The organism is Sporichthya sp., from assembly GCF_013815995.1.
In the GTDB taxonomy this organism is placed as follows: domain Bacteria; phylum Actinomycetota; class Actinomycetes; order Sporichthyales; family Sporichthyaceae; genus Sporichthya.
Genome location: NZ_JACDFE010000249.1, coordinates 1 through 6,165 on the forward strand (window position 1 = coordinate 1; position 6,165 = coordinate 6,165).

The following is a 6,165-nucleotide window of genomic DNA, read 5'->3' on the forward strand; positions in this document are numbered from 1 at the left end:
GCGCACACCTGTATGTGTGCGCCGGGCCTGCCCAGATCGACCAGAGCGTCGGCCCGCGTGCGTTGTTTCCCCACATGGACCTGTGTGCGCGATCACCGCCAGATCGACGACCACGCCTGACACCGGCTCGGGACGAGCAAGAGGAGTAAGTGCTCGGGAGCTTTGCTGGTCTGTGCGCGGGGGATGTGAATGTAGCGGGTCGCTCGCCGTGGTGGGTGGTCGCGGTGGTTTGCCAGTGGTTGATGACGTGCCGTCAGTTTACCGCCGGTCCCGTGGCGGCCGCCACCGGCCGCGGGTGTCCGGGGTGGTCCGTGACGGTCCTTCAGATGACGGAGGCGGGTGGGCGGGCGCAGACTGCTGGAGTGTCGCCCGCGGACCTCGAAGCACTCTGGTGCTGTGACTCAAGCCCGTAGACGCTCCTATGTCAAAGGGCGGCAGCGAGCACAGTGACAGCGTCCGGGGTGGCGCTCTCGGTCGTAGTGGTTGTCCGGTCGCGTTCGTCCACAAGTAGTGCTGCGAACGTGGTGTCGGAGAGGCGCCGGCGCAGCAGTCGCAGGGCTTCGGTGCGGGACTTACCGCTGGCTTGGACCTTCGCGATGTAGTCCTGGCCTGGCCCGATTCCCCGGGACTGGGTTACGGCGATCATATGAAGCGCGGTGTTCAGCGCCCGGTTGCCGCCGCGATTGAGTCGGACCTTGCCGTGACTGGCCCCGGACCAGACCGGGACTGGGGCGGTGCCGGTGAAGCGGGCGTAGGCGTCCTTGCTGCGGAAGCGGTGCGCGCCGGCGGTCTCTCCGATGATGACCGCGGCGCCGAGCACCCCGCAGCCAGGGATGGCGAGCAGGCTCGGGCCGAGCTGGCGGACCAGGATGCCCAGCTCTGACTGCAGGGCGTTGATGGAGGTGGTGAGTTCGCGGCAGCGGACGAGTAGGTCGCGGGCGAGCCGGGCAACGATGCCCCCGTGACCGGCAAGGCGCTCGGCAAGGGCGTCCATGACGACGAAGCGACGCAGGCCGCCGGCAGGAATGGCCAGGGTCGGGTCGAGTTCGTGCAGGTGCCAGCGCAAACGGTTCTGGATGCGGACCCGCTCGGCGACGAGGTCCAACGGCCCGGCGGACCGGGCCGGCGAGGACCGGGCCCTGAACGGCCGGTACGCGCCCGGCTCCACCTTCAAGATCATCACGACCACCGCGCTGCTGCGCGACGGGCTCTCCCCATCCGAGACGGTGTCCTGCCCGCCGCGCATCAACGTCGGCGGCAAGCGGTTCGAGAACTACGACGGCCTCGGTTCCCTGGGCGAAGTTGCGTTCCGCGAGGACTTCACCCAGTCCTGCAACACCGCCTTTATCTCCAGGGCCAACGACCTGGCGCCGGACGGCCTGCAGGAGGCGGCCAACTCCTTCGGCATCGGCGGCACGTGGGAGCTCGGCATAACCAGCTTCTCCGGCGACGTCCCCACGTCCTCGGACTCGGTCGACCAGTCTGCCGCCGCGATCGGCCAGGGGCGGGTCCTGACGAGCCCGCTGGCAATGGCCTCCGTCGCGGCCACCGTCGCCTCCGGGACCCCGCGGACTCCGCGGCTGGTTCTGAGCGATCGGCCGCCGGAGCCCCTGCCCGCGCTGTCCGAGGCAGGGACGCTGCGCGACCTCATGCTGGCGACCGTGCGCTCCGGGACCGCCCGCGTCCTGTCGATCCCGGGCGAGCAGATCGGGGCCAAGACGGGCACCGCCGAGTACGGCAGCGGCACTCAGGCCGGCCTGCACGCCTGGATGGTCGGATTCTTGGACCGCATCGCGTTCGCCGTCATCGTGGAGGACGGCGTCAGCGGGTCGCAGACGGCCGGCCCCATCGCCCGCCGTTTCCTGCTCGACGTCCGCGACCTCGACTGATTCACGCCAACCGGTGGCGGCCCGTGGTCCGCCGTCGCCGTAGGGTCAGACCGCCGACGATCAACAGCCCGCCCACCAACCCGGTCCAGAGACTGACCCCACCGGTGGTCGGCAGGTTGCCGGGGGTCGAGCCCGTACCGCCGCCGTTGCCGCCGCCGCCGTTGCCGCCGCCGTTATTGCCGCCGTTATTGCCGCCGTTGCCGCCGCCACCGTTGCCGCCGCCGTTATTGCCGCCGTTGCCGCCGCCACCGTTGCCGCCGCCGTTATTGCCGCCGTTGCCGCCGCCGCCGGTGCCCCCATCCGTTCCCGGCGGGATTGCGCTGCATCTGGGGGTGTCGAAGTCGTTGTCGGCCAGGGTGACCGCTGTGCCTGCCAGGACTCGGCCATGGACCGCCGTGCCGTTGCCCACCGTGACGGCCGCGTTCGCCATGAGCGTTCCGCTGAAGGAGGAGGCCGCTCCTAGCGTTGCGGCGCTGCCGACCACCCAGATGACGTTGCAGATCTGGGCGCCGTTGATCAGGTTGATGTTGCTGTCCGCGCCGGTGTCCAGGGCGGAGCCGATCTGGAAGATGAACAGCGCGCTCGGATCGTCCTCGGCGTCCAAGGTCAAGGTTCCTGTCACCGCGAGTGCGGAGGCCGCCGCGTAAACGCCGGCGGGAAGCACGAACCCATTCAGATCTCCGTCGACGGTTTGGGTCTGGGTACGTCCGTCAGCGTCATCGAAGGCTTCGGCGAAATCGGATTGTGCGAGGGAGGCCTCCAGATCAGCAACATGGGTGGCTCCGTTCACGACGCCTGGCGGGAATCCCGTGAGGGCGTCGCCCGGGCTCAACCCGAGATCCCCACTGAGGGTCGTGGTGAGGGTGTTGGTGATGGCCGTGCCCGCCAGCACCGAGTAGGTATCCGCTTTGCCCAGATCCACCGGCGGCTCGGCAGCAAAAGCCCGCGGGGCAACGGACGGTGAGACCAGCAGCAGGACGCCCACCCCCATCGCGGCCGCCCAGACTTTCGTCGGGAGAACGCCAGCAGCGCCGTGCGCGTGCTCTGCCATAGATCTCTTCGCCTTCGGTAGACGACCCGAATGACGGGAGAGCGCGAGGTCGGGACCGACCCAGGCACGCGGGGGAGATCCCAGTGTTACATGACTTGGGAAGTCCACCCACCTTTGAGGGGCGATCGCGAGACTCAGTCCAGGACCGGGATCACCGCGAAGGTGGCCTTGCCGTGCGTGCGCCGAGATCCATCGCAGTGCGCTCGCAAGACTCCGCGATCCTTCTGCGCACTCGAGACCAAAGGGCCGGCCGCCGACGTGGCGATCAGGCCCCTGACCTGCATTTACTAAGCTAAGCGTGGGCTAAGCGGTGCCAGCGCCCATCCTCACTGCCATGTTTGATGCCACGCCCGGCGAAGGATTTGCGCGCGTGACTTCAACGAGACGCAGGCGTCAGATAGTGACGGATCACGGGAGCGACAAGGTCGCCAAGGTCGTCCTCGCTCAGGTCACAGCAGACCGTCCGACATCGGCCGGTACTGTCCAGCACCGCACCGCCTATGCCTGCGGAAACGACAGTCACGGACAGTCCTGGACGGTGCGGGCTGGATTAGGAGAGCGGCGCTGAGTGAGACGCTGCGGCTACCGCTCGTTGTCACGCCGATGTCACATGGAGGGCCCACGCGGGCTTGGACGCCGGCGGACCCCGGCGGTGGCCGACGGAACGAACGCGCAGGTCAGTCACGAAGTAGTCGGACCGCAATGGACTACGAACGACTGCCTCGAACCCCGCGCACGAAACTTGCGATCGAGCGGCGGCTGCGGGTCTGGGACCATCTGAGAGTGAACGGCCCGACCCCGCTCTGGGATCAGCACGCGTGTCTGCCATTGTCCGTGGACGCGGACCTGAGCCTGCTCGACCAGTTCGGCCAAGGCTGCGGCGGGTTCGTCTCGATCAACGTCGGCTACGCGCCGCACGCCAAAGCAGAGTCCCTCGCGTTGATCCGTACCTTCGCTGACGGCATCGACGGACGCCACGGGCTGGTGCTTGCCTCGACGGTCGGGGACGTGGATGCAGCCCAAGCATCCGGCCGGGTCGGGGTGGTCTTCGACCTCGAGGACTCGGCTCCGTTGGACGGCGACCTGGCCAGCGTCGCCGAGTTCGTCTCGCTGGGCGTCCGGACGTTGATCCCGACCTACAACCACGCCAACGCCGCCGGCGGAGGCTGCCTGGACCCCCAGGACACCGGCCTGACCTCGTGGGGCCGGGACCTGGTGCGGGCGATGAACGCCGCCGGCATGGTGCCCGACGGCTCCCACTGCGGCGCCCGGACCGGGCTGGAGATGTGCGAGGTGTCGGACAGGCCGGTGATCTACAGCCATTCCTGCCTGCGCTCGGTGTGGGATCACCCGCGCAACATCACCGACGAGCAGGCCCGCGCCTGCGCCGCGATGGGCGGCGTCGTCGGCATCGCCGGGGTCGGGATCTTCTTGGGACCGAATACCGCGACGCTGCCGGCGCTGACCGCCCATCTGGAGGCTGCCGTCGAGCTGATCGGGATCGACCACGTGGGTGTGAGCACCGATTTCTCCTTCGACGCCGGTGACTTCCTGGCCGAGCTCGCCGCCAACCCCGGCCTGTTCGACGATAGCTACACCCGATGGGGTCCGATTGCCTGGATGACGCCGGCGACCATGATGGGTCTCGGGGACCACCTGAGCGGACGAGGATGGTCCGACACCGACATCGGCGCGGTCATGTGGCACAACTTCCGACGCGTCGCCGCCGCCACGTGGTGATCACCGGGCTCGGTCGCGCGACAGGCGTGTCAATGGCTTTGTCAATGAACGACTGCCACAGGAAGCCACCACCGCCGCGGATGCCGCCACGAAGACGGCGCTGACCTGCACAAACGCGGCAAGCCGCCGCGCTCCGGCTCCTCTTAATCCGCGGGTTCGGGGTTCAAGTCCCTGGCGGCGCACCACAGCACGAGGACCGTCGGCCAGATGACCGGCGGCTTCGGCGTTCTCTGACCCGATCTGCCCCACCCGCCAGCGCGAGCCGGGGTGGGCGACCACTGAGCGACAGGGTTGAAACGTCAGGTACGACGTTCGGGGGCCGGATCGCCCCAGGTCTTTCAACCCTGTCGCTCAGTTGCGTCGCAGCGGAGCCGTCAGCGGACCTTCTCGGCGTACTGGCGGGCCCGCCGCGAAAGTGGTGGCCCTCGCTCCAAGAGCGTGGGCGACGAAAGTCAGCCCTGGCCGGCATGGAAGGCCCGGACGGTGTCGATCGTGTCCGCCTCGGCGGCCGTCTTGTCCTCGCGGTAGCGCAAGACGCGGGCGAAGCGCAGGGCCACGCCGCCGGGATAGCGCGGCGAGGTCTGGACGCCGTCGAACGCGATCTCGACGACCAGCTCCGGGCGCACGTGTACCACCCAGTCCTGGGGATCGGACACGCCGCGAGCCAGCAGTTGTTCGGTCTGCCAGGTCAGCAGGACGTCGGTCAGCCCTTTGAAGGTCTTGCCGAGCATGACGAAGCCGCCGGCCGGGTCGCGGGCGCCCAGGTGCAGGTTCGACAGCCAGGGCTTGCGTCGCCCGTGCCCCCACTCGGCCGCGAGCACGACCAGGTCCAGGGTGTGCACCGGTTTGACCTTCACCCACCCGGCGCCCCGGCGGCCCGCGTCGTACGGGGCGGCGAGCGACTTCATCACGATGCCCTCGTGGCCGTGGGCGAGGGCGTCCGCGAGGAACTCCTCCCCCTCGGCCACCGATGACACCACCCGGCGCGGGGCGAGCAGGGCGGCCGGTACGACGGACTCCAGCGCGGCTCGCCGGTCGGCGCCGGGAACACCCAGCAGGTCCGCCCCGTCCAGGTGCAGGCAGTCGAAGAACACCGGGGTGAGCGCGACCGCGCGGGCGCCCTTGCTGGCGGACCGGGCCGCGGTCTCCTGGAACGGCAGGGGCCGACCATCGGGGCGCAGAGCGATGGCCTCGCCATCCAGCACAGCCGACCGAAGCGGCAGCGCCAGCGCCGCCGCGACGAGCTCCGGCACCCGGGCGGTGATGTCGTCGAGCGTACGGGTGAACACGGCGACCTCGTCGCCGTCGCGGTGGATCTGGGCCCGGATGCCGTCCAGCTTCCACTCGGCCGCGGCTGGGCCGGTCTTCGCCAGCGCCTCCGCGACGTCCGCCCCAGGCTGGGCGAGCATCGGGCGCACCGGGCGGCCGACCTGCAGGGCGAACCCCGTGAGGCCCGCCGCGCCGGAGGTCAGCGCGGCCTCCGCC

General features: G+C 69.6%; 5 protein-coding genes. 2 read left to right on the forward strand and 3 right to left on the reverse strand.

What is annotated here, in order from left to right:
• Positions 1–424 precede the first annotated feature (424 nt).
• Complete coding sequence (locus H0X00_RS20570) at positions 425–1,105, reverse strand: transposase (RefSeq protein WP_293774391.1); 681 nt, start codon at positions 1,103–1,105, stop codon at positions 425–427.
• On the opposite strand from H0X00_RS20570, the gene H0X00_RS20575 reads away from it, so the two are divergent.
• The gene (locus H0X00_RS20575; RefSeq protein ID WP_293774392.1) at positions 1,077–1,889 is read left to right on the forward strand and encodes a penicillin-binding transpeptidase domain-containing protein; all 813 of its coding nucleotides are present in this window, start codon (positions 1,077–1,079) and stop codon (positions 1,887–1,889) included. The two genes, H0X00_RS20570 and H0X00_RS20575, sit on opposite strands and share 29 nt — an antisense overlap.
• A 1-nt stretch (position 1,890) precedes the next feature.
• Here H0X00_RS20575 and H0X00_RS20580 read toward each other — a convergent pair whose 3' ends face one another.
• Positions 1,891–2,940 carry an ice-binding family protein gene (locus tag H0X00_RS20580; RefSeq protein WP_293774394.1) on the reverse strand — a complete coding sequence of 350 codons (1,050 nt, stop codon included), beginning with the start codon at positions 2,938–2,940 and terminating at the stop codon, positions 1,891–1,893.
• Between the two features lie 783 nt (positions 2,941–3,723).
• On the opposite strand from H0X00_RS20580, the gene H0X00_RS20585 reads away from it, so the two are divergent.
• A complete protein-coding gene (locus tag H0X00_RS20585; protein ID WP_293774395.1) occupies positions 3,724–4,680 on the forward strand; it encodes a membrane dipeptidase in 957 nt (318 codons plus the stop codon).
• Positions 4,681–5,132: 452 nt separating this feature from the next.
• Here the strand turns inward: H0X00_RS20585 and H0X00_RS20590 are convergent.
• A partial coding sequence (locus H0X00_RS20590; protein WP_293774397.1) for an ATP-dependent DNA ligase occupies positions 5,133–6,165 on the reverse strand: 1,033 nt, incomplete at its 5' end.